Source organism: Gordonia sp. PS3, assembly GCF_041950545.1.
GTDB lineage: Bacteria > Actinomycetota > Actinomycetes > Mycobacteriales > Mycobacteriaceae > Gordonia > Gordonia sihwensis.
The window spans coordinates 1,264,576-1,287,665 of sequence record NZ_CP169524.1 but is presented as its reverse complement, the minus strand read 5'-3'; the positions used below and the strand labels follow the sequence as shown (position 1 = coordinate 1,287,665).

28 protein-coding genes are annotated in these 23,090 nt (G+C 68.4%); 11 read left to right on the top strand and 17 right to left on the bottom strand.

The annotated features are described in order from the left end of the window. Positions 1–22: 22 nt before the first annotated feature. A complete protein-coding gene (locus ACE11G_RS05970) occupies positions 23–652 on the top strand; it encodes a pyridoxamine 5'-phosphate oxidase family protein (RefSeq protein WP_062367872.1) in 630 nt (209 codons plus the stop codon). Beyond that, on the top strand, positions 646–1,314 hold the full coding sequence (locus ACE11G_RS05965) for a phosphoribosyltransferase (protein ID WP_006897660.1): 669 nt from the start codon (positions 646–648) through the stop codon (positions 1,312–1,314). The genes ACE11G_RS05970 and ACE11G_RS05965 overlap by 7 nt, the downstream gene beginning before the upstream one ends. Positions 1,315–1,350: 36 nt before the next feature. Here ACE11G_RS05965 and ACE11G_RS05960 read toward each other — a convergent pair whose 3' ends face one another. Further along, positions 1,351–1,506: a hypothetical protein gene (locus ACE11G_RS05960; protein ID WP_006897658.1), complete on the bottom strand. Its 156-nt coding sequence runs from the start codon at positions 1,504–1,506 to the stop codon at positions 1,351–1,353. 142 nt (positions 1,507–1,648) lie between these two features. On the opposite strand from ACE11G_RS05960, the gene ACE11G_RS05955 reads away from it, so the two are divergent. Further along, entirely contained in the window at positions 1,649–2,191 is a 543-nt protein-coding gene (locus ACE11G_RS05955) for a hypothetical protein (protein ID WP_006897657.1), read from the top strand. A gap of 15 nt (positions 2,192–2,206) precedes the next feature. On the opposite strand, the gene ACE11G_RS05950 is transcribed toward ACE11G_RS05955, so the two are convergent. Next, positions 2,207–3,598: a glycine--tRNA ligase gene (locus ACE11G_RS05950; protein ID WP_006897656.1), complete on the bottom strand. Its 1,392-nt coding sequence runs from the start codon at positions 3,596–3,598 to the stop codon at positions 2,207–2,209. Between the two features lie 259 nt (positions 3,599–3,857). Here ACE11G_RS05950 and ACE11G_RS05945 point away from each other — a divergent pair, with 259 nt between their 5' ends. Next, positions 3,858–4,259 (top strand): hypothetical protein, encoded by a 402-nt coding sequence (locus tag ACE11G_RS05945; protein WP_045538848.1) that lies wholly within the window; start codon positions 3,858–3,860, stop codon positions 4,257–4,259. Positions 4,260–4,262: 3 nt separating this feature from the next. Here ACE11G_RS05945 and ACE11G_RS05940 read toward each other — a convergent pair whose 3' ends face one another. Further along, complete coding sequence (locus ACE11G_RS05940) at positions 4,263–4,712, bottom strand: nitroreductase family deazaflavin-dependent oxidoreductase (RefSeq protein WP_045538845.1); 450 nt, start codon at positions 4,710–4,712, stop codon at positions 4,263–4,265. 96 nt (positions 4,713–4,808) lie between these two features. Between ACE11G_RS05940 and ACE11G_RS05935 the strand changes: the two genes are divergently transcribed. From ACE11G_RS05935 to ACE11G_RS05925, 3 genes are read left to right on the top strand one after another with little or no spacing between them, the layout of a single operon-like run. Further along, positions 4,809–5,144, top strand: coding sequence for a metalloregulator ArsR/SmtB family transcription factor (locus tag ACE11G_RS05935; protein ID WP_006897653.1), 336 nt, complete (start codon positions 4,809–4,811; stop codon positions 5,142–5,144). Next, positions 5,141–5,566 (top strand): Fur family transcriptional regulator, encoded by a 426-nt coding sequence (locus ACE11G_RS05930; RefSeq protein WP_006897652.1) that lies wholly within the window; start codon positions 5,141–5,143, stop codon positions 5,564–5,566. Before ACE11G_RS05935 ends, ACE11G_RS05930 begins: the two co-directional genes overlap by 4 nt. 32 nt (positions 5,567–5,598) lie before the next feature. Beyond that, positions 5,599–6,333: a Clp protease N-terminal domain-containing protein gene (locus ACE11G_RS05925; RefSeq protein ID WP_045538843.1), complete on the top strand. Its 735-nt coding sequence runs from the start codon at positions 5,599–5,601 to the stop codon at positions 6,331–6,333. A 10-nt stretch (positions 6,334–6,343) separates the two neighbouring features. Here the strand turns inward: ACE11G_RS05925 and ACE11G_RS05920 are convergent, their stop codons facing one another. Genes ACE11G_RS05920 through ACE11G_RS05910 form a run of 3 tightly spaced genes read right to left on the bottom strand, consistent with a single transcriptional unit; the run spans position 6,344 to position 8,819 of the window. Continuing rightward, positions 6,344–7,141 (bottom strand): isoprenyl transferase, encoded by a 798-nt coding sequence (locus tag ACE11G_RS05920; RefSeq protein ID WP_006897650.1) that lies wholly within the window; start codon positions 7,139–7,141, stop codon positions 6,344–6,346. Positions 7,142–7,154: 13 nt separating this feature from the next. Next, complete coding sequence (gene recO / locus ACE11G_RS05915; protein WP_006897649.1) at positions 7,155–7,976, bottom strand: DNA repair protein RecO; 822 nt, start codon at positions 7,974–7,976, stop codon at positions 7,155–7,157. A gap of 12 nt (positions 7,977–7,988) precedes the next feature. Then, positions 7,989–8,819 (bottom strand): alpha/beta fold hydrolase, encoded by an 831-nt coding sequence (locus tag ACE11G_RS05910; RefSeq protein WP_006897648.1) that lies wholly within the window; start codon positions 8,817–8,819, stop codon positions 7,989–7,991. 104 nt (positions 8,820–8,923) lie between these two features. On the opposite strand from ACE11G_RS05910, the gene ACE11G_RS05905 reads away from it, so the two are divergent. Continuing rightward, entirely contained in the window at positions 8,924–9,808 is an 885-nt protein-coding gene (locus ACE11G_RS05905) for a hypothetical protein (RefSeq protein WP_062367874.1), read from the top strand. Between the two features lie 36 nt (positions 9,809–9,844). On the opposite strand, the gene era is transcribed toward ACE11G_RS05905, so the two are convergent. The 8 genes from era to hrcA all read right to left on the bottom strand — a co-directional run bounded on the left by era (position 9,845) and on the right by hrcA (position 17,589). Then, complete coding sequence (gene era / locus ACE11G_RS05900; protein WP_062367875.1) at positions 9,845–10,741, bottom strand: GTPase Era; 897 nt, start codon at positions 10,739–10,741, stop codon at positions 9,845–9,847. A gap of 2 nt (positions 10,742–10,743) precedes the next feature. After that, a complete protein-coding gene (locus tag ACE11G_RS05895) occupies positions 10,744–12,084 on the bottom strand; it encodes a hemolysin family protein (RefSeq protein WP_039867904.1) in 1,341 nt (446 codons plus the stop codon). Between the two features lie 12 nt (positions 12,085–12,096). Continuing rightward, the gene (gene ybeY, locus ACE11G_RS05890) at positions 12,097–12,639 is read right to left on the bottom strand and encodes an rRNA maturation RNase YbeY (RefSeq protein WP_006897644.1); all 543 of its coding nucleotides are present in this window, start codon (positions 12,637–12,639) and stop codon (positions 12,097–12,099) included. After that, positions 12,636–13,682 (bottom strand): PhoH family protein, encoded by a 1,047-nt coding sequence (locus tag ACE11G_RS05885; protein WP_006897643.1) that lies wholly within the window; start codon positions 13,680–13,682, stop codon positions 12,636–12,638. Before ACE11G_RS05885 ends, ybeY begins: the two co-directional genes overlap by 4 nt. A 118-nt stretch (positions 13,683–13,800) precedes the next feature. Beyond that, positions 13,801–14,559, bottom strand: a complete 759-nt coding sequence (locus ACE11G_RS05880) for a S9 family peptidase (protein WP_062367876.1) — start codon at positions 14,557–14,559, stop codon at positions 13,801–13,803. A 10-nt stretch (positions 14,560–14,569) separates the two neighbouring features. Next, positions 14,570–15,322, bottom strand: a complete 753-nt coding sequence (locus ACE11G_RS05875) for a 16S rRNA (uracil(1498)-N(3))-methyltransferase (protein WP_375003922.1) — start codon at positions 15,320–15,322, stop codon at positions 14,570–14,572. After that, positions 15,319–16,470 carry a molecular chaperone DnaJ gene (gene dnaJ, locus ACE11G_RS05870; RefSeq protein ID WP_006897640.1) on the bottom strand — a complete coding sequence of 384 codons (1,152 nt, stop codon included), beginning with the start codon at positions 16,468–16,470 and terminating at the stop codon, positions 15,319–15,321. Before dnaJ ends, ACE11G_RS05875 begins: the two co-directional genes overlap by 4 nt. 33 nt (positions 16,471–16,503) lie before the next feature. Beyond that, a complete protein-coding gene (hrcA, locus tag ACE11G_RS05865; protein ID WP_045540250.1) occupies positions 16,504–17,589 on the bottom strand; it encodes a heat-inducible transcriptional repressor HrcA in 1,086 nt (361 codons plus the stop codon). Positions 17,590–17,621: 32 nt separating this feature from the next. Here hrcA and ACE11G_RS05860 point away from each other — a divergent pair, with 32 nt between their 5' ends. Further along, positions 17,622–18,032, top strand: coding sequence for a type II toxin-antitoxin system VapB family antitoxin (locus ACE11G_RS05860; protein ID WP_006897638.1), 411 nt, complete (start codon positions 17,622–17,624; stop codon positions 18,030–18,032). Positions 18,033–18,061: 29 nt separating this feature from the next. On the opposite strand, the gene ACE11G_RS05855 is transcribed toward ACE11G_RS05860, so the two are convergent. Beyond that, on the bottom strand, positions 18,062–18,601 hold the full coding sequence (locus tag ACE11G_RS05855) for an HD domain-containing protein (protein WP_231650324.1): 540 nt from the start codon (positions 18,599–18,601) through the stop codon (positions 18,062–18,064). A 50-nt stretch (positions 18,602–18,651) separates the two neighbouring features. Then, a complete protein-coding gene (locus ACE11G_RS05850; protein WP_375003921.1) occupies positions 18,652–19,272 on the bottom strand; it encodes a TetR/AcrR family transcriptional regulator in 621 nt (206 codons plus the stop codon). 76 nt (positions 19,273–19,348) lie between these two features. Between ACE11G_RS05850 and ACE11G_RS05845 the strand changes: the two genes are divergently transcribed. Then, complete coding sequence (locus ACE11G_RS05845) at positions 19,349–19,786, top strand: PaaI family thioesterase (RefSeq protein WP_222111544.1); 438 nt, start codon at positions 19,349–19,351, stop codon at positions 19,784–19,786. Between the two features lie 37 nt (positions 19,787–19,823). On the opposite strand, the gene hemW is transcribed toward ACE11G_RS05845, so the two are convergent. Then, positions 19,824–21,050, bottom strand: a complete 1,227-nt coding sequence (gene hemW, locus ACE11G_RS05840) for a radical SAM family heme chaperone HemW (protein ID WP_375003920.1) — start codon at positions 21,048–21,050, stop codon at positions 19,824–19,826. Between the two features lie 315 nt (positions 21,051–21,365). Here hemW and ACE11G_RS05835 point away from each other — a divergent pair, with 315 nt between their 5' ends. Next, positions 21,366–23,087 carry a nitrite/sulfite reductase gene (locus ACE11G_RS05835; RefSeq protein ID WP_045539104.1) on the top strand — a complete coding sequence of 574 codons (1,722 nt, stop codon included), beginning with the start codon at positions 21,366–21,368 and terminating at the stop codon, positions 23,085–23,087. Positions 23,088–23,090: the final 3 nt, after the last annotated feature.

Sequence of the window (23,090 nt, the reverse complement as noted above, 5' to 3'; positions counted from 1 at the left end):
GGCCCCGCCTAGCCTGGAGACCGTGGGAGATCGGTATCAGCACATCGCGTTCGGCGACGCAGCCGTTGCGCGGCAACGCATCACCGGCAGCGTGGTGGCCTACGGCGCGGGTCTCGACACACCCGATTCGGGCCCGCAGCAGGTGACGCCGCGGGAGGTTCGGATGCTCACCGGGGTGTTCGCCTTCCACATGGCGACGGTGACCCCCTCGGGGTGGCCGTACGTCCAGTACCGCAGCGGGCCGACCGGATTCGTCCACCACCTCGGCGGCAATCGCTTCGGATTCGCCGATTTCCGCGGCAATCAGCAGTTCGTGTCGGTCGGCAACCTGGAGACAGACGGTCGTGTCGCGCTCTTCGTCGCCGATCATCCGAAGAAGATGCGGCTCAAGGTCTTCGGGCGTGCCACTGTGATCGACGGCGACGCCGATCCCGAACTGCTCGAACGCCTGTCCCAGGTCGCGGACGGCCGGATCGCCGCACGATGCGAGCGCAGCATCGTCATCGACGTCGAGGCCTTCGACTGGAACTGTGCGCGGTCGATGGTGCCCTTGTACACCTCCGAACAGGTCCGTGAACGGGTGCAGCCGTATATCGATCAGATCCACCAGTTGCAGGACCGGGTCGACGAACTGGAACGGCGACTGTGGTGATATCGCGGAGGTTCTCGACTCGCCGGTACCGCGACCGCGCGCACGCCGGGCGGGTCCTGGCCGAGAGGCTGTCGTCCGATCTCCGCGGGCGCGACGACACGATCGTGCTCGCACTCCCCCGCGGCGGAGTGGACGTGGCCGCACCGATCGCCGAGGACCTGCGGGCGCCGTTGGACGTCTACCTGGTGCACAAGATCGGCGTGCCGTGGGAGCCGGAAGTGGCGGCCGGCGCCATCGGCGCCGACGATTCGGTGGTGATGAACGACGACGTCCTGCGCGCCACCGGCCTGACCCCGGCGAGGCTGGCCGAGGCCGTCGACGCGGCTCGCACCGAACTCCGGCGACGTGACGCCGCCTATCGGGACCGACGCCCGCAACCCGTCGTGGCCGGCCGCACCGTGGTGCTCGTCGACGACGGTGTCGCCACCGGCGCGACGATGAACGTGGCCGTCCGCGCGCTCCGAAGCCGCGGGGCCGGACGGATCGTGGTGGCAGTGCCCGCCGGCCCGGTCGGCACCGCGGACATGTTTCCCGAGGCCGACTCCGTCGTCTGTCCGTACACGCCGGAGGACTTCATCGGAGTCGGCGGCGCGTACGACGATTTCGCACAGCTCACCGACGCCCGCGTGCGTTCGGTTCTGGATCAGTTCACGGACCGCTGAGCCGGAAGCCCGGTGTGGGGTATGAGGATCGAGGCACTACCGACTCCGCTGGCGATGCCACCACACGCCGAGGATGATCAGCCAGATCGGCAGGACCACGGCGAGCATCACCCACTGCTTCTGCCCCACCATCAACCCCAACGCGATGATCATCAGGACACCGCTGAACAACATGATGAGCCTCGGGTTCACTGCGGTCCTCTCGTCGGGGGTTGCACTACAGATACCCGATGGCGCGGACATCCATCACGCGACCCACCGGAACAGGACTTCCCGCCCACGTCGATCGCCGACGGCGCGAGACAGTCCGCACATCGCGCACTAGGGTCGTCACATGGCACTCGTTCACCAGGCGACCCTCTCGCCCACCAAGCTCGAACTGGTCACCGCCTACCTCGACAGCGTCCCGTGGGGCGGGACCGGAGAGGTGGAGATGATCGGCGGCTACCGCTTCGACGATCCTGCGGGCGAGGTCGGTGTCGAAGCTCTGCTGGTCTCGCGCGACGACCGCAGCCTGCACATCCCGCTGACCTACCGTGGCGCTCCGCTGCCGGAGGCCGACGAGTTCCTCGTCTCCACGATGACTCACTCGGTGCTCGGCGATCGCTGGATCTACGAGGCCGCCGCCGATCCCGTCGCCGTCGACTGCTTCGTGCGGGCATTGCGCGGGCGACAGGAACAGGCACGTCTCGAGATCCAGAGCAGCGACGGGTCCGTGACGATCCAGGAACCGCCGGTGCGCATCCGCCTCGAAGGCGCACCGGCCGACGCGACGGCGCTCGCCCTCAGCGACGACCTCGCCTCCCCGGTGTCGGGTGCGGCGTGGCTCGTCGCCGAATGGGACGGCGGCGCCGGCGTCGTGGCGGCACTGCGGTAGCGCCGCCCGCGCCCGTCAGACGCCGATCAGTTTGCCGCCGAGGTACTCCACGACCTTGTCGAGCGCGACCCGCTCCTGGCTCATGCTGTCGCGCTCGCGGATGGTGACCGCCTGATCGTCGAGGGTGTCGAAATCGACCGTGACGCAGAACGGCGTGCCGATCTCGTCCTGGCGGCGGTAGCGCTTGCCGATACCCTGCGCGTCGTCGAACTCGATGTTCCAGTGCTTGCGCAGGTCCGCGGCGAGGTCGCGCGCCTTCGGGGACAGCTTCTCGTTGCGGGACAGCGGGAGCACCGCCGCCTTCACCGGCGCGAGCCGACGGTCGAGCTTGAGCATGGTTCGGGTGTCGGTGCCGCCCTTCGCGTTGGGCACCTCCTCCTCGGTGTAGGCATCGCACAGGAAGGCCATCATCGACCGGCCCAGTCCCGCCGCGGGCTCGATGACGTACGGGGTGTATCGCTCACCCGAGGCCTGGTCGAAGAACGACAGGTCCTCACCCGAAGCCTTGCTGTGGGTCGACAGATCGTAGTCCGTGCGGTTCGCGACGCCCTCGAGCTCACCCCACGGGTTGCCGCCGAAGCCGAACTTGTACTCGACGTCCACCGTGCTCTTGGAGTAGTGCGAGAGCTTCTCCTTGGGGTGCTCGTACAGCCGCAGGTTCTCGGGATCGATCCCGAGGTCGATGTACCAGTTGTGCCGCGCGTCGATCCAGTACTTGTGCCACTGCTCGTCCTCGCCGGGCTTGACGAAGAACTCCATCTCCATCTGCTCGAACTCGCGGGTGCGGAAGATGAAGTTGCCGGGCGTGATCTCGTTGCGGAAGCTCTTGCCGATCTGCGCGATGCCGAACGGGGGCTTGCGGCGCGCCGTGGTCATCACGTTCTTGAAGTTGATGAAGATGCCCTGCGCGGTCTCGGGACGGAGGTAGTGCAGCCCCTCCTGGTCGTCGACCGGCCCGAGGAAGGTCTTGAGCAGCCCGGAGAAGGCCTTGGGCTCGGTCCACTGCCCCTTCGCGCCGCACTCGGGGCACGCGATCTCCGACATCGGGACCGAGTCGGGATCGTCGATCCCCTTCTTGAGCGCGTACGCCTCCTGCAGGTGATCCTGGCGCTGACGCTTGTGGCAGTTGGTGCACTCCACCAGCGGATCGGTGAAGACCTCGACGTGCCCGGAGGCCTCCCACACCCGCCGCGGCAGGATCACCGACGAGTCCAGTCCGACGACGTCCTCGCGCGAGGTCACCATCGTCCGCCACCACTGCCTCTTGATGTTGTCCTTCAGCTCCACGCCGAGCGGACCGTAGTCCCATGCGGAGCGTGTTCCGCCGTAGATCTCACCGCAGGGATACACCAGACCCCGCCGCTTGGCGAGGTTGACGACGGCATCGACTTTGGACTGCACAGCCACGGTTTTCTGATCTCCACGACGTAGGGGGTCGGACTTCTGTCACGGTGCTCGACGGTGGTCGTGCACGTCGCAGTACAGCGTAGTCGGTGCCGGGACGAGTGCGCCGGTCACCCGCACGGGGAGGCTCGGCGCGGGACTGCGCCGGAACCACCGCGGTATCGCCGGGTCAGTCGCACTGGCCGGAATTGTCGTAGGTGCCGCGTACGTTCGCAGCACCCGATGAGGCGCAGCGCCTCATCGCCGACTACGAGGAGCAACCATGAAACTCACCAAGCGAAGCGCCGTCGCCGGAGCCGTCGTGGCCGCCGCGGCCACCGCCTGTGCGATCGCTGCCGGCCCGGCCGCCGCCGATTCGGCGGATCCGACCGTCGGCGACACCGTGAGGTACGTCTTCTTCAGCGACACGCAGGTGAATGAGTCGCTGGCCTGGTACGACGCCTACGACGACATGCAGACCATGTCGCGCCCGTCGCTCCCGACCCGATCCAAGGACCGGAAGACGTGGTCCGGGAGCATCACCGTCACGTCGCGGTCGACGTATCAGTTCACCGGCAGTTCTTTCCAGACCAGCGGCCACTACGCCGCCTGCCGCACCTATGTGAACGGGGTCCTCGTCTCCGAGGACAGCAGCACCGGCCGATACGCGATGGCCGTCTGCTGATCGTCAGCGATCCAGGGTCAGTTCGAGATAGGGGATCTGGTCGATCGGCAGACCGGTCGACTCCTCTATCACTCCCGCCAGTTCCGCGTACGCCTTCGGGTGCTCGCGGCGGTAGCGGTCCAGGACCGCGACCGACTCCTGCGGGGTGAGAACTCGCGCGGTCGCCGGTCGATCGCGGTCGAAACCGATCCAGACGCGGCACCGCGGATCGGCCTGAAGGTTGCGGAACCACTGGGAGCTACGACCGAAGCCCGACGCGATGATCACTCGGTTCCGGTCCGGCCGCTCCACTGTTTCCAGGGCGACGTATCGAGGCTCACCGGACTTGCGGCCCGTGTGCTGCAACAGCAGCAGCCGACCGCCGAAGAGGAACCCGAGTCCCGCGCGGAAGAGCGGTATCGGTGAACGCACGAACCACCGGGTCCGCAGCGCCCGCGCACCGATGCTGGTCATACCCAGGCACGCTACGCTGCGCCGGCCGAGGCCACAGGCAAATGAAAATCAGTTCCTTTAGGATGGAGGTGTTGAATCCCTTTCGAAGGAGCAGTCATGAGTCAGTCGGTGATGTCGCCGGCACTGACCGCCGACCGCCGGGCGCACGGCGCCGCCAGCGAGTTGCTGCGGGCGCTGGCCTCGCCCGCCCGGGTGTCGATCGTCATGACACTGCGCGACCGGCCGATGTGCGTCCACGAACTGGTCGACGCCCTCGCACTGAACCAGCCGCAGGTGAGCCAGCACCTCCGCGTCCTGAAGCAGTCGGGCGTGGTGGTCGGAAGCCGGCGCGGCCGGGAGGTCGAGTACTCGCTGGCCGACGATCACGTCGCACACATCGTGGTCGACGCAGTCCTGCACGCCGCTGAACATCGGACGGAGGCGCAGACATGAGCGACACGGCGAACAAGCCGGTCACCGGCCAGCGGTCCACCAAGCAGCGGGCGGCGATCGCCGATGTGCTGTCGGACACCGACGACTTCCTGTCGGCCCAGCAGCTCCACGACAAACTGCGTGAGCGGGGCGAGTCGATCGGACTGACCACGGTGTACCGCAACCTCCAGGCGCTCACCGCAGCCAGGCAGATCGACGCGATCTGGGACGGATCAGGCGAGACCCGCTATCGGCACTGCTCCACCGGACACCACCATCACCTGGTATGCCGCGAGTGCGGAACCACCGTGGAGATCAAAGCCGACAAGGTGGAGCGATGGGCCGACTCGGTGGCCTCGGAGAACGGCTTCGCCGACATCTCGCACACCGTCGAGATCTTCGGGACGTGCAGAGACTGCACAGCAGCGTCAACCAACCGTTGACGAGAGCGCCTGCGTCAACTTAAGGTTGACTCATGGCTGAGAAGACCTCCCTGACTCCCACCGTCCGACTCGACGACCTGATCGACACGATCAAGAAGGTGCACGACGATCCGCTCGATCAACTGTCCGACGCGGTGCTGGCCGCCGACCACCTCGGCGAGGTGGCCGACCACCTGATCGGCCACTTCGTCGATCAGGCACGCCGCAGCGGTGCGTCCTGGACCCAGATCGGGACCAGCATGGGCGTCAGCAAACAGGCCGTGCAGAAGCGGTTCACACCGAAGGACCCGGGTACGGCGGCCGATCTGAACCCGGCTCAGGGGTTCAATCAGTTCACCCCTCGTGCGCGCAATGTCGCGGCCGCCGCACACAACGCCGCCGAAGCGGCGGGCAACAGCGAGGTATCCCCCGCGCATCTGCTGCTCGGGCTGCTCGACGACCGCGAGTCGCTGGCGGTGACGCTGCTGGCCGCGCTGCGCGTCGACGTCGACGCGCTGGCCGCCGGGGCGTCCGAGGCCCTGCCCGAACCGGGTGAGGCACCGGAGGTGATTCCGTACGACGCCGCCGCACGCAAGGTGCTGGAACTGACTTTCCGCCATGCGCTGCGTCTGGGGCACAACTACATCGGCACCGAGCACATCGTGCTCGCTCTGCTGGAGGTGGAGGACGGTCGCGGTCCGCTCAGCGACGCCGGTGTGACGCCCGAAGCCTTTGAAGAGCGGCTGACGGAGGCGCTCGCGCAGTTCACGTCGGCGACGCCGGACTGACGTCGCGGCCTCAGGCGCTCCCGAATCGTCGGTCGCGCTTGGCATACTCCAGGCAGGCGGCCCAGAGGTCCCGGCGGTCGAAGTCGGGAAACAACTTCTCCTGATAGACCATCTCGGCGTACGCGCTCTGCCACAGCAGGAAGTTCGACAGCCGCTGCTCCCCCGACGGACGAAGGAACAGGTCCACGTCGGGCATGTCGGGCTCGTCGAGGTACTTGGCGAAACTCGCCTCGGTGATCCGTTCGGGATCGATCTCCCCCCGCGCCGCCCGGCGGGCGATCTCTCTCGCCGCATCGGCGATCTCGGCCCGGCCGCCGTAATTGACGCACATGGTCAAGGTCATGACGGTGTTGTTCCGGGTGAGTTCCTCGGCGACCTCGAGTTCTTTGATCACGCTGCGCCACAGCTTCGGCCGTCGCCCGGCCCACCGCACGCGGACGCCCATCTCGTTCATCTCGTCGCGGCGGCGCCGGATCACGTCGCGGTTGAAACCCATGAGGAACTTGACCTCTTCCGGGCTGCGCGACCAGTTCTCTGTGGAGAACGCGTAGGCGGACAGATGGGTGACGCCCAGCTCGATGCAGCCGCAGACACTGTCCATCAACACGGCCTCACCGCGCTTGTGCCCCTCGGTGCGCGGCAGGCCGCGTTCCTTGGCCCACCGGCCGTTGCCGTCCATCACCAGCGCGATGTGTCTCGGTATCAGCTCGGCGGGGATCTCCGGCGGTGTGGCTCCGGACGGATGCGGATCGGGCGGGCGCACCTCGACGGGTGCGGACGCCTGGGCGCGGCGGGTGAGACGAGCCATCAGCTCCGGCCTTTCATGCGGTTTCGGTGACTGCGACGCCGGCGCCCGGGACGTCGGTCCGGGCGGCGCCTTCGCTCGCGGGTCGCTCGATCAGACTATGCGGCGCCTGCCGTTCGATGAGCGGCAAGGTGCGCAGTTGCCGTTCCAGATGCCACTGCAGATGCGCGGCGGTGAGACCGGTCGCCTGACGGCGCTGCGACGGCGTCGCGAGCAGGACGTGATCCCACTCTCCGCGCGCCAGCGCCTCCATCAGATCGAGCACCCCGACCGACGGGGTGGCCGCACCGGCCGGGCGGCAATGCACGCACACCGCGCCACCGGCCGCGACGTGGAACGCGCGGTGCGGTCCCGGTGAAGCGCACCGCGCACACACCGACAGCGCGGGCATCCAGCCGGCCGACGACATCGCACGCAGGAGGAAGGCGTCCAGAATGAGCTGACGGTCTCGGCGGTCCTCGGCGAGCGCTTCGAGGGCGCCGACGGTGAGCCGGTGCAGATGCTGTGCCGGCGCCCGCTCCTCACCGGCCAGACGCTCGGCGGTCTCCAGTACCGCGCACGCGGTGGTGTACCGGCCGTAATCGGCGACGATGAGATCGCTGAAAGCGTTCAGGCTGTGCACCTGGGTGATGACGTCGAGATTGCGACCGGGATAGAAATGGACGTCGACGTGTGCGAACGGCTCGAGCCGCGCACCGAATTTCGAGCGCGTGCGCCGCACGCCCTTCGCGACCGCGCGCACCAGACCATGCTCGGCGGTGAGAAAGGTGATGATGCGATCGGCTTCGCCCAGCTTGTGCTGGCGCAGCACGACGGCCTCATCCTGGTAGAACCTCACCCGACCATTGTGTCACCGGGCACCGACGAATTCGCGCAGCGCCGCGGCGACCTGCTCCGGCTGGTCCTCGGGCAGCAGAGTCCAGGAGTCGGCGATCTCCACCAGCCGCGCATCGGGGAACTCGTCGACCATCCGGCGGGCGTGCTCCACCGGCATCATCCGATCTTCGGTGGCCCAGAGCAGCAGCACGGGTCGATCGAAGGACACCACCTTGCGGTGCCAGTCGAGCAGTACTTGCTTGGGCGGTGTACCCGTGACGAACTTGCGCAGGTCACGGCGGACGCCGGGATCGGCCAGCGCATGGCCGAACCAGTCGTCCATCACCGCGTCGGGTATCCGGTTCTTGGCCAGCCCGCCGTAGCCCGCCCGCCCGTGCCGGAACACCGACAACTGAGTCAGTCGGGTCAGCAACCACGTCCCGCCGGGCACGCGGCACAGCTGGGCGGCCGGCCGGGCCGGCCGCGGCGGAAAGTTGTCGTACGCCTCGCACGAGGCGAGGACCAGCCGCGCCAGCCGTTCGTCGCGGCCCTCCGAGATGATGAACTGCCCACCGCCCCAGTCGTTCAGCACGAGGGTGACCGCGCGCAGATCGAGTGCTTCGAGGAAATCGGCGATGATGTTCGCCTGCCCCGACTGCGTCAGATCGGCGGAAGCGTTCATCGGCTGCCGCTGGGCGCCGAGCGGCCACGTCGGCGCGATGCACCGGAAGTCGTCGAGAAGGGGGATCACCCGGCGCCACTGAGTCCGGTTCATCAGGAGCCCGTGGCCGAAGAGCAGCACCGGCCCGTCACCTCCGGTGTCGAGGTAGTCGATGGGTCCGGCAGGCAGATCGATGCTCCCCATTCCTCGACGGTCCCGCAGCCCGCGCGGGATGTCAACGGCTCAGCCGCCAGCGGCGCCGGGATTCGGCGTCTACTCTCGGAACCGACCCGGCGAGAAGGAGACTCATGACCGCACTGCTGGCACTCGGACTCGCCACCCGCACCATCTTCCGCGTCGACGTCGCCGACGGCCGGACGAGCGTCGTCCACAAGGACACCGCGTACTCACCGGACGGCGTGGTCGTCGTCGGCGACACCGTCTACTGGACGACGATGGGCCGTCCCGAACGGATCCCCGGCGTCGACGGCGAGGCGGCGTTCGACTACACGGCACCGACCGGCGGCCTCCACGCCATGCGCCTCGACGGGACCGACCGACGCGACCTGCTGCCGCCCGGAGCGCTGACCACCGGGAAACAACTCGCGACCGACGGCCGCGAGCGGCTGTACTGGGGTGATCGGGAGGGGCTGCGCGTGTCCTCGTGCAGACTCGACGGCTCCGACCGGATCGACCTGGTGGTCAACGCGCAGACCGGGGACGGCACCGCCGAATGCGTCGGCGTCGCCGTCGACCGCGATCACCTGTACTGGACCCAGAAGGGGCCGTCGAAAGGCGGTCTCGGCCGGATCTTCCGGGCCGGACTGTCCGTTCCCGAGGGCGAGTCCGCCGACCGTCGCTCCGATGTCGAGACGCTGTGGAGCGGACTCCCCGAGCCCATCGATCTCGAGGTGGTCGACGGTGTCCTGTACTGGACCGACCGCGGCGCCGAACCCGACGGCAACACGCTCAACCGGGCGCCGCTGCCCGGTCCCGGCGAGCCCGGAACGCCTCCGGAGATCCTGGCCCGCGGACTGCACGAGGCGGTCGGCATCGCCGTCGACACGCGGGCCGGCCTGGCGTACGTGTCCGATCTGGGCGGCACCATCCTGGCCGTCGCCCTGGACGGCACGGGCGATCGCGTCGTGGCCGACATGGGGCAGATGATCACGGGTCTGGCACTGGTGCGGTGAGCCGGGCCGACTCGCGATCAACCGCCCGTGCGCTGCTCAGAAGCCGAGGCGTCCGAGCTGCTTCGGGTCGCGCTGCCAGTCCTTCGCGACCTTGACGTGCAGGTCGAGATAGATGCGGGTGCCGAGGAGCCGCTCGATCTGGGCGCGCGCGGTGATGCCGACCTCCTTCAGTCGGGACCCCTTGTGGCCGATCACGATCCCCTTCTGGGAATCGCGTTCGACGTAGAGGATGGCGTGCACGTCGACGACCTCGGAGTCCTCGCGGGGAATCACCTCTTCGATGACCACCGCCAGCGAATGCGGAAGCTCGTCCCGGACTCCTTCCAGCGCGGCCTCGCGGATGAACTCCGCCATCAGCACCTGCTCCGGTTCGTCGGTGAGCTCGCCGTCCGGGTAGAACGCCGGGCCCTCCTCGCAGAGCGAGACGAGGACGTCGCCCAGCACGTCGAGTTGCTTGCCCGACTTCGCCGAGCACGGCACCACCTCGGCGTCGGGGCCCATCAGCTTCGACAGCTCCATCAACTGCATGGCCACCTTCTCGGGCCCCACGCGGTCGATCTTGGTCACGATGCCGACCTTGCGCGTACGCGGCGAGGTCGCCTTGATCTCGTCGATGATGCGCCGGTCGCCGGGTCCGATCGCCTCGTCGGCGGGGATGCACACGCAGATGATGTCGACGTCGGCGTAGGTCTCCCGGACGAGGTCGTTGAGCCGCTGGCCGAGCAGGGTGCGAGGACGGTGCAGGCCGGGGGTGTCGACCAGGATCAGCTGCGCATCGGGCCGGTTCACGATGCCGCGGATGGTGTGCCGCGTGGTCTGCGGACGATTGGAGGTGATCGCCACCTTGTCACCGACGAGCGCGTTGGTGAGCGTCGACTTGCCGGTGTTCGGCCTTCCGACGAAACACACGAAGCCGGATCGGAATTCGGTCACTGTCAGTTCTCCTTCAGGTCGTTCGTCTCGCCGGACCCCTCGCTCGCCGGGACGGCGGGAGCTGACTTCTTGGACCGCCGTACGACGACGGAGGTGATGCGCTGGCGGCCGAGCCGGTTGGGACCGCCTTCGGCGATCATCCGCAGTCCGTCGACCTTCACCTTGGCGCCGGGCAGCGGCACCCGGCCCAGGCGCAGGGCCAGCAGCCCGCCCACGGTGTCGACGTCGTCGAGATCGAGGTCGATCTCGGTGCCGAACAGTTCTTCGAGATCCTCCACCGGCAGCCGCGAGGACACTCGGTACACGTCGTCGCCCAGCTTCTCGATGGGGGCGACCTCGTCCGTGTCGTACTCGTCGGTGATCTCGCCGACGATCTCCTCCAGGACGTCCTCGATCGTGACGAGCCCGGCGATGCCGCCGTACTCGTCCACCAGCAGCGCCATGTGATTACGGTTGGCCTGCATGTCCGAGAGGACGTCGTCGAGCGGTTTGGAGTCCGGCACGAACTCGGCGTCGCGCATCACCTCCTCGACGGAGACTCCGCGCGCCGCGCTCGACAGCTGCGGCAGCAGGCGTTCTACGACGTCCTTGAGATACACCACGCCGAGGACGTCGTCGGGGTTCTCACCGATCACCGGGATCCGCGAGTGGCCCGACCGGACCGCGAGACTCATCGCCTGAGCCGCCGACTTGTCGTGCTCGATCCACACCATCTCGGGCCGGGGGACCATCACCTCGCGGGCGTCGGTGTCGCCGAACTCGAACACGGACTGGATCATGCGTCGCTCGTCGGCGTCGACCACGCCCCGCTGCTGAGCCATGTCGACCACCTCGCGCACCTCGACCTCCGTCGCGAACGGCCCGTTCCGGTAGCCCTTGCCGGGGGTCAGCGCGTTGCCCATGAGGATCAGCAGCCGCGTCACCGGACGCAGCAGGACTCCGACCGCCGTCAGGATCGGTCCGGCGACGAGCGAGATGGAGTACGCGTTCTGACGGCCCAGGGTGCGGGGGCCCACGCCCACGGCCACGTACGAGACGACGGTCATCGCGGCGACGGTGACGGCGATGCCCCATCCGGTGCCGAGCGCGTCGACCGCGACCACCGCGACCATCGTCGTCGCGGCCACCTCGCAGAGAACGCGCAGCAGAACCGCGAGTCCCACGTAGGTGCCGCGCTGTTCCACCACGGTGTGCAGGCGCCGGGCCCCCGCCCGACCCTCTTTCACGAGGTCGTCGACGCGTGCGACCGAGACGGTCGCCAGCGCGGCGTCGGTGGCGGCGAAGCCGCCCGCGAGCACGGTCAGCAGCGCGGCAACGCACAGAAACACGATGTCGCTGAGCAGAGGAGACACCCGTCAGCGCCCTTCCGGGCCGGCGAATCCGATGTCGTTGAGAAGCCGGGCGTCGCGCTGCGCCTGCTGAAGCAGCCGCGCGCGGTCGTCGCGGGCCGAGTACCAATCGGTGATGATCTGGCCCTGCAGCCCGAACATCTCGCGCTCCTCGTCCGGCTCGGCGTGGTCGAATCCGAGCAGGTGCAGCACGCCGTGAACGGTGAGTACGGCGAGTTCGTGCTCGAAGCTGTGGTGCTGCGACTTGGCCTGCTCGGCGGCGAACTCCGGACACAGCACGATGTCGCCGAGCATCGCCGGGCCGGGCTCGTCCGCGTCGGGGCGCCCGCCGGGCGTCAGCTCATCCATCGGGAAGCTCATCACGTCGGTGGGCCCCGGCAGATCCATCCACTGCATGTGCAGTTCGGCCATCGAATCGGAGTCGATCAGCTGAATCGACAGTTCAGCACCCGGATGCACCTCCATCCGGCGCATCGCGAACCGTGCCGCCTCGATGATCAGCTGCTCGGGTACGTCGACGCCCGACTCATTGAACAGTTCGACGCTCACCGGCGACGCCCTCCGCTCGTGTGGCGCAGCCCTTCGCGTCGAGCCGCGCGATTGCCCTCGTGAGCCTCGGCCCTGCCGTACGCGTCGACGATGTCGGCCACCAACCGGTGCCGCACCACGTCCGCGCTGGTCAGGTTCGCGAAATGGATGTCGTCGATCCCGTCGAGGATGCGGGCCGCAGCGCGCAGGCCCGACTGGGCCCCGCCCGGGAGGTCGATCTGCGTCGTATCGCCGGTGACGACGATCTTGGCGCCGAAGCCCAGGCGGGTGAGGAACATCTTCATCTGCTCGCCCGTGGTGTTCTGAGCCTCGTCGAGAATGATGAAGGCGTCGTTGATCGTCCGGCCGCGCATGTAGGCCAGCGGCGCCACCTCGATGACGCCGGCCTCCATCAGCTTGGGGATGGCCTCCGGATCCATCATGTCGTGAAGCGCGTCGTAGAGCGGGCGCAGGTACGGGTCGATCTTCTGATGGAGCGTGCCGGGCAGGAAGCCGAGCCGTTCTCCCGCCTCCACCGCGGGACGGGTCAGGATGATGCGACTGACCTGCTTGGTCTGCAGTGCCTGCACCGCCTTGGCCATCGCGAGGTAGGTCTTGCCCGTGCCCGCGGGTCCGATTCCGAAGACGATCGTGTTCTCGTCGATCGCGTCGACGTACCGCTTCTGATTGAGCGTCTTGGGGCGGATCACCTTGCCGCGCCGCGAGATGATGTCGAGGCTCAGCACATCGGCGGGGGTCTCCGAATCGCTCGTGGCCAGGATCGACAGGCTCTGACGCACCAGGTCGGGGGTGAGTGTGGTCCCTCCGCGCACCACGCGGACCAGTTCGGCGATCACCCGTTCGGACGCGGCCACGTCGGCGGGTACGCCGGTGAGCGTGATCAGATTGCCGCGGACGTGGATGTCGGCGGGCAGCTGCACCTCCAGGGTGCGGAGGTTGACGTCGGCCGCGCCGAGCAGCCCCACCGCCAGGTCCTGGGGAACCTCGATATTCGAACTGGTCACCGCCGCGGCCGTCGGGTCGTCGCGGTTGTCGTCAGTCACTGAGTTTCGTCTCCCCGGGGTCGGTCGGCGGGCGGTCGCACGCTTGTGTGGATTCGCTCAAGTCTATCGCCGGTGATCGCCGGGTGCGAGCGAGTACGCCCGCGGCCGCCGTCGCCGGTCAGATGCCGAGCACCCGCAGGGTCTGCCTGTGCGCCGCGCTGCGCGGATCGACGAAGGCGTCGTGCCCCTCCCCCGGCACCTCGTAGAGCACCGCCCGCTGACCGCGCGCGGCGGCCCCCTCCACGTAGCGGCGGCTCAGCTCGATCGGCACCGAGGCGTCGTCGGCCGTGTGCACGGCGGCCACCAGCGCGTCGAAGGGCGGCTGGCAGGCGGGCGACGCCGCCGCGTAGCGGTCCGGCGCCTCCTCGAACGAGACGCCCATCAACCGACGGACCGACGTGCGGTCGGAGGCGCCGCCGGTGAAGTCGAGGACCGCGGACTGCGGAACCACCGTCGCGATGCGGAAGCCGCCCGCCCTCGCGTCGGTCTGCGCGACCGCCCAGACCGCGAGTTGTCCGCCCGCCGAGTGTCCGACGACGGCGACGTTCTTGCGATCGACCTTGACGCCGTCGATCGCCAGTTGTTCGGCGACCGGACCCTCGAGGGCACGGATCGCCGCGACCACATCGCGCCCGGTACCCGGCCAGCCGCCGCCGGTCTCTTCCACCCTGCGGTACTCGATGTTCCAGACCGCCGCCCCGCGCTGCGCCAGGTCGCGGGCGACCGGTGTGTTGATCACCAGCGAGTACTCGGTGGACCAGTATCCGCCGTGCACCAGGACGACGAGCGGCGCGCACTCGGCCGGCCCCCGTTCCGGAAGATACAGGTGGCCGAACTGGCTTGGCTGATCGCCATAGTGAATCTTCTTGCGACGCAACAGATGTCCTTTATCGAGTCCAGCGGTCGGTGACCGCGCCGAGGGCGCCGAGCGCCACCGCTCCGGCGGCGACGGTACGCAGCACCTCCGGACCCAGCACCACCGGCACCGCACCCAGGGCGGTGAGGTCGGCGATCTCCGTCTCCGCCAGTCCGCCTTCGGGCCCCACCACGAGAAGCACCTCGGGCACCTCGGCGAAATCCAGCGAACGGAACGCGACCGCGCCGTCCTCATGAAGCAGCGCGACGATCCCTCCGTCGGCGGCCACCCGTGCCGCCAGCTCGCGCACGTCGGTGGTGCCGGCCAGATCGGCGACCTCGGGGATCCACGCCCGGCGCGCCTGCTTGGCCGCGGTGGCCGCGGTGGCACGCCACTTCTCCACACCCTTGACGGCCTTCACGCCGCTCCAGCGGGCGATGGTGCGAGCCGACTGCCACGGCACGATCGCGTCGACCCCGGCCTCAGTCATCAGGTCGACGGCGAGATCGCTGCGCTCAGCCTTCGGCAGCGCCTGCACGATCGTCACCAGCGGCTTGGGACGGGGGTGGACCTGTACCCGGCCGACGCGGACGGTGAGCCGGTCCTTTCCGCCGACCTCGATCACCTCGCACTCGGCGGTGGTTCCGCGTCCGTCGCCGAGGGTCACCGTCTCTCCGGCACCGATCCGCGTGACGGTCACCGCATGTCTGCCCTCCGGGCCGGACAGCACCGTGGTGTCGCCGGCGCGCGGCACCTCGTCGACCCAGAAGAGCGGCGGCGTCATCGGCCGGCGAAGGCGTTACGCAGCTTGGAGAAGAGTCCGCCGTTGGCGGCGGCCTTGGAGGTGGCGGTCACAAGTTCCACTTCCTCGCCGGAGACCTCGCGCAGTTCGCGGAGCAGGTCGCTCTGGCGTCCGTCGATCCGCTTCGGCACCACCACGTCCAGATGTGCGTGCAGGTCGCCGCGCACACCGGAGTTCAGATGCGGCAGCCCCTGGCCGCGCACCCGGACGACGGTGCCGGGCTGGGTGCCGGGTTCGACGGTGAGGGTCGCGGAGCCGCCGAGCACGGTGTCGACGGTGAGTTCGGTGCCCAGCGCCGCGTCGACCATCGGCACCCGGACGGTGCAGTGCAGATCGTCGCCGTCACGGACGAAGACGTCGTCGGCCTGCTCGGAGACCTCCACGTAGAGATCGCCCGCCGGGCCTCCGCCGGGGCCCACCTCGCCCTGCCCGGCCAGTCGCACGCGCATGCCGTCCTGGACGCCGGCCGGGATCTTCACGGTCATCGTGCGGCGCGAACGGACGCGGCCGTCGCCGCCGCACTTGAGGCACGGATCGGGGATGGTCTCTCCGACCCCGTGACACTCCGGGCATTCGCGCACCGTCATCACCTGGCCGAGGAAGGACCGCTGCACGGCCTGGATCTCACCGGCGCCCTTGCACGTCGCGCAGGTCACCGGCTTCGAATCGTCGCGAGTGCCCGATCCCTTGCACGTATCGCACAGGACCGCGGTGTCGACCGTGATCTCCTTGCGTGCGCCCGCCGCGATCTCCTCCAGGGTCAGACTGACGCCCACCAGTGCGGGTTCACCGGGGCGCACCCGTCCCCGGGGACCGCGGCCGCCCCCGAAGCCGCCAGTGGCCCCACCGAAGAAAGTCTGGAAGATGTCGCCGAGCCCGCCTGCACCGAACGGATCGCCTCCGAAGCCGCCGCTCGGGCCCGCCAGGGGGTCGCCGCCCGCGTCGACGATGCGCCGGCGCTCGGGATCGGAGAGCACCTCGTAGGCGGTCGTGACCTCTTTGAACTTATCCTCGGCGTCGGGGTTGACGTCGGGGTGCAGTTCGCGAGCCAGCTTGCGGTACGCACGCTTGATCTCCTGGTCCGACGCGCCTGCAGACACGCCCAGAATTCCGTAGTAGTCACGAGCCACGGTGAATTAGGTCCTTCGCAATCAAGACATCAACTAACGGTCGGCGAGGACTTCGCCGACGTATTTCGCAACCGCCGCCACCGATGCGATTGTTCCCGGATAGTCCATTCGGGTGGGTCCAACCACACCGACACTGCCGAAGACGGTGCCCGAAGCACCGTACCCGGTCGAGACCACCGAGGTACTCCGGAGGTTCTCGGTGTTGGTCTCCTCGCCGATCTGGACGGTGACCTTTCCGGTCCGCTGCGTGTGCGCGAGCAGCTTGAGGACCACCACCTGCTCTTCGAGCGCGTCGAGCACGATGTCCATGCCGCCCATGTTCGAGGAGAAGTCGGCCGCCGACCGCGCCAGGTTCGACGTGCCGCCGAGGACGAGCCGGTCGTCTCCGCGTTCCACGAGGGTCTCGACCAACACGGTGGCGATGGTGATGACCGCCTCGCGCAGGTCCGCGGGCGCGGTGGTCGCCAGTTCGGCGACCGCCACCGAGGCGTCTTCGAGCCGCTTGCCGTCCAGGGCCGTGGAGAACATGTCGCGCACCCGCACCAGGTTGTCCTCGTCGATCTCCTCGGAGAGGGTCACCATCCGCTGCTCCACCCGGCCGGTGTCGGTGATGACCACCAGCAGCAATCGGGTGGGCGAGAGTGAGACGACTTCGAGGTGCCGCACGCGGGCGGTGGAGAGCACCGGGTACTGGATCACGGCGACCTGGCGAGTGAGTTGCGCGAGCAGGCGGACCGAGCGGCGCAGTACGTCGTCGAGGTCGACCCCGTTGTCGAGCACCGACAGGATCGCGCGGCGTTCGGCGGCCGACAGCGGTTTGATCTCGCTGATGCGGTCGACGAACATCCGGTAGCCCTTGTCGGTCGGGATCCGACCCGAGCTGGTGTGCGGCTGGGCGATGTACCCCTCGGCTTCGAGCGCCGCCATATCGTTGCGGACGGTGGCGCTCGAGACGCCCAGGTGGTGGCGCTCCACGAGCGCTTTCGACCCGATCGGCTCCTGCGTGGAGACGTAGTCGGTGACGATCGCACGCAAGATCTCGAAACGCCGGTCATCCGTCGACGACGACAAGTCCGTACCTCCCGATGCCACGACTTTGCCTACAGTGGATACGACCATTCTACGTAACCGACGGAAAGACCAGGACCGCGATGATCTTCAAGGGCGTGCGCGAGGGCAGACCCTACGTCGATCACGGTCTCACCGCGCGCGAGTGGGCGCAGATCCCGCCGCGCCAGTTCCGGCTCGATCAGCTCACCACCGTCACCACCGTCCTCGCACTCGACAAGCTGCTGTCGGAGGATTCGACTTTCTACGGCGACCTGTTCGCCCACGTGGTGCTGTTCGAAGGAAACCTGTATCTCGAGGACGGGCTGCACCGGGCCGTGCGCTCGGCGTTGCGGAACCGCACGATCATCCACGCCCGGATGCTCGATCTGGACGAGCGCATCGCCGCGGGCCGCGTCGCACCCGAGTCCGGCGAGCTGGAGATCACTGCGCCGATCGCCCCGGTCACCGGCAGGCGCCGCCGCTCGGTCGGCGCGCATCGGCTGCCCGACTGATCCGGCCGACGCACCGGCGACCGGATCGATCAACGCGCGAGCGGGTTCAATGCCATCGGAACGCGCGCGCCGGCGCGCCACAGCACTGCCGCGCTCGAGTGCGGTCGCAGTCTCGCCTCGGTTCTCATCGCAGTCGTGAACACCTCGCCGAACCCGGCGCGCGGATGCGCGCTCTCGGTGGCCGTGACGAGCCCTCCGTCGACCTCCCTCAGCCGATATCCGACGACGTCGAGTTCGACCGCCGAGTGCAGGCATCGCGCGACCGGCTCCGCCGGAACGGCCGGGTGGAAGTGTCCGGCGATCGCCGCGCGCACCACCTCGGCCTGCGCCTGGCCTCGGTGTGCCGCGACGAGTCGGGCCGCATGATCGGCGCCGAGCGCGGCGAAACAGCCGTAGTCGGGGTGATCGGGCGCACCGAGCGCCAGATCGTGCAGCATCGTCGCCGCCCACAACTGCTCGGCATCGACGTCCAGGCCGTCGACCTCGGCGAACGCGATCGCCCACTGCCAGCATCGGAGGCTGTGCTGATGCACCGGGCCGGAGAGTTCGTCGGCTGCACGCTCAGCCACCTCGCGAGCGAACCGGGAGTCGGGCGGCGGGGTCAGGTGTTCGCCCGCCCTCATCGCGCGCCGATCCGGTGCGCGCCGTCGACGCGGTCGGCCAGCTCACCGCGGATCGACGCGAGCAAGGCGTCGAACTCGGCCGAGTCGGTGAACCCCTGTGCACGCAGGGAGATCATGCCGTTCGCCGTACCCCAGAGCCGCAGCGCCTCGAGTCTCGCCGCGCGGGGCGGCAGGGCCGACGCTCCGACCACCTGCTCGACGAGCCCGCCGAGCAGCCCGCGGATCATCGCCCGCGCCTGGTCGACGAGCTCGGAATCGTCCGGACCGACGTCGACCAGTCCCAGCGCCCGGAAGGCCAGCGGGTTGTCGGCGTGGAAGAGCAGGTACTCGTCGAAGACGGCGAGTTCCACGGCCTCTTCCGCGGAAGCGATCGCCGCCTCCATCCGCTCCACGTGGTCGCGGGCGATTCGGCATGCCAGCGCCACATACACGTCGGCTTTGCCGCCCGGGAAGTTCGAGTAGATAGAGCTCAGCGCCACGTCGGCCGCGTGGGCGAGTTGGTCGACGGACGTGCGGCGGAACCCCTGGTCGGCGAAGAGTTCTGCGGCTGCGTCGAGCACCGCGTCATGTGTTCGGCGGCGTCGCTTGTCGGACGGCGGGGTCAAGGGAACTGTCATATCAATAACGTAGTAACACTACGATTTCGTAGTCAAATTATGGTTTCATAGTAATACTACGAAAAGGAGCATTCAGATGACGACCACCGCCGACCGACAGCCGGCCACCGGCTCGGACGCCATGCGCGCGTTCTTCCCCACATCACCGTTCATCGACACACTCGGCGTCGAGTTGATCGACATCGGCGAGGGCACCGCACACCTGCGCCTCCCGTTCGCCGAGTCCAACACCACGGTCGGGCCGATGGTCCACGGCGGAGCCATCGGAGCATGCGTGGATCTGGGCATCATGGCGGCCGCATGGGCGGGTGACGACCCGGTACCCGAGAAGCTGCGCGGGGTCACCGTCAGCATGTCCGTCAACTTCATCGCACCCGCCATGAACGACGACATCGAGATCGTCGCGACCCGGCTTCGCAAGGGCCGGAGACTCAACCATTGCGCGGTCGAGATCCGGACCCGGGCCGACGACGGGCTCGTCGCGACGGGCAGCGGGGTCTACCAGACGGGATGACCGCCCTTCTCAGCAGCGATCGCACGGCCGAGGTCCGCTACTGCGCGACGAGGATGTCGCGGACCACGCCGTCGGCGAGCAGGCGTCCGCGATCGGTCAGCACATAGGCGCCCGCGACCGTCCGCAGCAGCCCCTGGGCCACCGCGGCATCGGCTCGAATCCGTTCCGCGCCCGAGAGCACGTTCACGTCGAGCCCCAGGTGCATGCGCAGACGCAGCATCACCGCCTCGGTGTGCCGGTCGTCCGCGGTGAGGATCTCGTGGCCGCCGATCGGGAGCGAGCCGGAGGCCAGCGACGCCGAATAGGTGGCCGGATGCTTCTGGTTCCACCAGCGCACCCCGTCCACATGCGAGTGCGCACCCGGGCCGATCCCCCACCAGTCGTCGCTGCGCCAATACGCCTCGTTGTGGCGGCACACCGAATCCGGGTCGGGCGACGCATCCGGGCGAGCGCGCGCCCAGTTCGACACCTCGTACCAGGCCATTCCCGCGGCGCGCAGACGCGAGTCGATCATCTCGTAGCGCGCCGCGAGCACATCGTCGTCGGGCATGGGGATCTCCCCGCGGCGCACCTTGCGGGCGAACCGCGTTCCGTCCTCCACGATCAGCGCGTAGGCCGAGACGTGGTCGACGGGGACCGACAGGACGGCGTCGAGCGAGGCGTCGAGATCCTCGTCGCGCTCACCCGGTGTCCCGTAGATCAGATCCAGATTGAGGTGCTCGAAGCCCGCCGCCGCGGCCTCGCGCGCGGCGTCGAGGGCACGGCCGGGCGTGTGCGTGCGTTCGAGTACCGCGAGTACGTGCCGCGCGGCCGACTGCATCCCGAGCGAGACGCGGGTGAACCCCGCGGCCCGCAGCCCTTCGAAGAACTCCGGCGACGTCGACTCCGGATTCGACTCCGTCGTCACCTCGGCGCCGGGCGCGAGGACGAACGAGTCGCGCACGGCCCCCAGCAGGTCGGCGAGCCCGTCGGCGCCGAGCAGCGACGGGGTGCCGCCGCCGACGAACACGGTGCCGACGCGCCGGCCCGGGGCCAGGAGCGCGGCGGCCTGATCGAGTTCGGCGCGCACCCCCTCCATCCAGCTCTGCGGGGACGACGACGAACCGAGTTCACCGGCCGTATACGTGTTGAAATCGCAGTATCCGCAGCGCGTGGCGCAGAACGGCACATGGAGGTAGAGGCTCAGCGGCCGACTGGGGTCGGCGGTCGCCACTGTGGTGCGTGCCTGTGCGGAGAGTGCCTCCGGAGCACGTCGGTCAATCACCTATCCATCATGACTCACGCCGTGTCAAGGATATTAATCTCACGCTGAGGAAAAATAACCCCAAGTAGACTGACCTCGTCGGACGTGGCACTATGGCAGTCGTGACTTCCTCAGGAGTGTGGCTCGCCGAACGGCGGCACATCGATCTCAAGCGCGTCTGCAGCGCTTTCTGTCGGCACTAGCCGACGTCTCGGCCTTTCGAGAAGTCCCGACCCGCCAGCCCATCGCGGGTCTCTGAGGATGCCGATCTTCGTCACATTCTGATTTCAGCCCAATCGTCGTGCCGTGCTGTGCGCTGCACGCTCAGGAGAACTGATGACGCTCACGTCCCCCACCACCGCGGAGCCGACGGAGACGCCCACCGAGGCGCCCCGCAAGCGCGCGCGTCCCACCAAGCGCCGATCCGAAGGCCAGTGGGCCCTCGGCTATCGCACCCCGCTCAACGCGAACGAGCAGAGCAAGCGCGACGACAACCCGCTCAATGTGCGGCGTCGCATCATCGACAGCTACCAGTACGTCGGCTTCGACGGCATCGACAAGGCCGACCTGCGGGGCCGTTTCCGCTGGATGGGCCTCTACACCCAGCGGGCCGAAGGATTCGACGGAACGTACTCGGGCGAAGCCCACATCGACGAGATCGAGGCGCCGTACTTCATGATGCGGGTCCGCACCGACGGCGGACAGCTGAACCTGGCGCAGGTGCGCACGCTGGCGTCGATCTCTCGCGACTTCGCCCGCGGTACCGCCGACGTCACCGACCGCCAGAACCTGCAATACCACTGGATCGAGATCGAGAACGTCCCGGAGATCTGGCGCCGGCTCGAAGAGGTCGGCCTGGAGACCACCGAGGCCTGCGGCGACTGCCCGCGCGGCATGCTCGGCTCTCCCCTGGCAGGGCTCTCCACCGACGAGGTCCTCGACGCCAGTCCGGCCCTCGCCGAGATCAAGCGCCGCTACATCGGCAACCCCGAGTACTCGAACCTGCCGCGCAAGTTCAAGACCGCCGTCTCGGGTCTGCAGGACGTGGTGCACGAGATCAACGACGTCTCGTTCGTCGGCGTCGAGCACCCCGAACACGGCCCCGGACTGGACCTCTGGGTCGGCGGCGGGCTCTCGACCAACCCGATGCTGGCCAAGCGGCTCGGTGTCTGGGTGCCGCTCGACGAGGTCCCCGACGTCTGGGAGGGCGTAGTCGCGATCTTCCGCGACTACGGCTACCGGCGCCTGCGTTCCAAGGCCCGGCTGAAGTTCCTGATGAAGGACTGGGGGCCGGAGAAGTTCCGCCAGGTCCTCGAAGACGAGTACCTGCACCGCAAGCTCATCGACGGCCCGGCGCCGACTCCGCCGAAGCAGCCAATCGACCACGTCGGCGTCACCAAGCAGAAGAACGGCCTGTACGCGGTCGGGTTCTCCGCCGTCTCCGGCCGACTGTCGGACGACGTGCTGTACGCGATCGCCGATGCCGCGGAGAAGGCAGGCAGCGACAGCGTCCGCTTCACGCCGTACCAGAAGCTGGTCGTGGTGAACGTCCCCGAGGACCGGATCGCCCAACTCGACGCGGACCTGACCGCCGTCGGCCTGCAGTCGAAGCCGTCGGTGTGGCGCCGGAACCTGATCGCGTGCACCGGTCTGGAGTACTGCAAGCTCTCGTTCACCGAGACCCGCAGCCGGTCGCAGGCTCTGGTTCCGGAGTTGGAGAAGCGTCTGGCCGAACTCAACGAGCAGCTCGACGTGCCGATCACCATCAACTTCAACGGCTGCCCCAACTCCTGCGCCCGCGTGCAGGTCGCCGACATCGGCCTCAAGGGTCAGCTGATCGACGACGACGGCACCCCGGTGGAGGGCTTCCAGGTGCATCTCGGCGGAAGCCTGGGCTTCGACAGCGGCTTCGGCCGAAAGCTGCGCCAGCACAAGATCTACGCCAGTGAGGCCACCGAGTACATCGAACGTCTCGTCCGCAATTTCATCGCAGGCCGCAACCCCGGCGAACGCTTCGCCGAATGGGCGGTCCGCGCCGACGACGCCGAACTGCAGTGAGGG

Coding starts and splice junctions, on each gene's coding strand:
- ACE11G_RS05955 (WP_006897657.1), top strand. CDS start 1,649: ATGGCACTCGTTCACCAGGCGACCCTCTCGCCCACCAAGCTCGAACTG.
- ACE11G_RS05945 (WP_045538848.1), top strand. CDS start 3,858: ATGAAACTCACCAAGCGAAGCGCCGTCGCCGGAGCCGTCGTGGCCGCC.
- ACE11G_RS05940 (WP_045538845.1), bottom strand. CDS start 4,712: ATGACCAGCATCGGTGCGCGGGCGCTGCGGACCCGGTGGTTCGTGCGT.
- ACE11G_RS05935 (WP_006897653.1), top strand. CDS start 4,809: ATGAGTCAGTCGGTGATGTCGCCGGCACTGACCGCCGACCGCCGGGCG.
- ACE11G_RS05930 (WP_006897652.1), top strand. CDS start 5,141: ATGAGCGACACGGCGAACAAGCCGGTCACCGGCCAGCGGTCCACCAAG.
- ACE11G_RS05925 (WP_045538843.1), top strand. CDS start 5,599: ATGGCTGAGAAGACCTCCCTGACTCCCACCGTCCGACTCGACGACCTG.
- ACE11G_RS05920 (WP_006897650.1), bottom strand. CDS start 7,141: ATGGCTCGTCTCACCCGCCGCGCCCAGGCGTCCGCACCCGTCGAGGTG.
- ACE11G_RS05910 (WP_006897648.1), bottom strand. CDS start 8,819: ATGGGGAGCATCGATCTGCCTGCCGGACCCATCGACTACCTCGACACC.
- ACE11G_RS05905 (WP_062367874.1), top strand. CDS start 8,924: ATGACCGCACTGCTGGCACTCGGACTCGCCACCCGCACCATCTTCCGC.
- ACE11G_RS05875 (WP_375003922.1), bottom strand. CDS start 15,322: ATGACGCCGCCGCTCTTCTGGGTCGACGAGGTGCCGCGCGCCGGCGAC.
- hrcA (WP_045540250.1), bottom strand. CDS start 17,589: ATGGTCGTATCCACTGTAGGCAAAGTCGTGGCATCGGGAGGTACGGAC.
- ACE11G_RS05860 (WP_006897638.1), top strand. CDS start 17,622: ATGATCTTCAAGGGCGTGCGCGAGGGCAGACCCTACGTCGATCACGGT.
- ACE11G_RS05850 (WP_375003921.1), bottom strand. CDS start 19,272: ATGACAGTTCCCTTGACCCCGCCGTCCGACAAGCGACGCCGCCGAACA.
- ACE11G_RS05845 (WP_222111544.1), top strand. CDS start 19,349: ATGACGACCACCGCCGACCGACAGCCGGCCACCGGCTCGGACGCCATG.
- ACE11G_RS05835 (WP_045539104.1), top strand. CDS start 21,366: ATGACGCTCACGTCCCCCACCACCGCGGAGCCGACGGAGACGCCCACC.